We start from the raw sequence: 956 nt of genomic DNA, 5'->3' as shown, positions 1-956 counted from the left end.
CGGATAGCGAAGCGCAGACCTTCTTCCATCGCGATCGGGTTGATCAGCTTGACGGTGATCGACACGTTATCGCCTGGCATAACCATTTCTTTGTCCGCTGGCAGTTCGATCGAACCGGTCACGTCAGTCGTACGGAAGTAGAACTGTGGACGATAGTTGTTGAAGAACGGGGTGTGACGGCCGCCTTCATCTTTCGACAGAACGTAGATCTCGCCGGTGAAGTGGTTGTGCGGCTTGATCGATGCTGGCTTGGCCAGAACCTGACCACGCTGTACATCTTCACGCTTGGTGCCGCGCAGCAGCAGGCCGACGTTGTCGCCAGCTTGACCCTGGTCCAGCAGCTTGCGGAACATTTCCACGCCGGTGCAAGTGGTTTTGACGGTATCGATAATGCCGACGATTTCGATCTCTTCGCCGACCTTGATGATGCCGCGCTCGATACGACCGGTCACAACGGTACCGCGACCCGAGATCGAGAACACGTCTTCCACTGGCATCAGGAAGGCGCCATCGACTGCGCGCTCTGGCGTAGGGATGTAGCTGTCCAGTGCATCGGCCAGACGCATGATGGCGTCAACGCCCATCTCGCCTTCTTTGCCTTCCAGCGCCATACGTGCCGAACCTTTGATGATCGGTACGTCGTCGCCTGGGAACTCGTATTTCGACAGCAACTCACGCACTTCCATTTCGACCAGTTCCAGCAGTTCTGCGTCGTCGACCAGGTCGCACTTGTTCAGGAACACGATGATGTATGGAACGCCAACTTGACGGGCCAGCAGGATGTGCTCGCGGGTCTGCGGCATTGGGCCGTCGGCTGCGGAGCAAACCAGGATCGCGCCGTCCATCTGTGCTGCGCCGGTGATCATGTTTTTGATGTAATCGGCGTGGCCTGGGCAGTCAACGTGCGCGTAGTGACGGGCAGCGGTTTCGTACTCGACGTGGGCGGTGTTGATGGT

General features: G+C 58.1%; 1 protein-coding gene. It reads right to left on the bottom strand.

Annotated elements, in window-relative coordinates; translation table 11 throughout:
• On the bottom strand, positions 1-956 hold a 956-nt coding region (gene tuf / locus DUPY_RS05425; protein WP_070246816.1), incomplete at both ends, for an elongation factor Tu.

Source organism: Duganella phyllosphaerae, assembly GCF_001758785.1.
In the GTDB taxonomy this organism is placed as follows: Bacteria; Pseudomonadota; Gammaproteobacteria; order Burkholderiales; family Burkholderiaceae_D; genus Rugamonas; species Rugamonas phyllosphaerae.
Note: the sequence above shows the minus strand (reverse complement) of the source record. Positions and strands in the feature narration are given on the sequence as shown.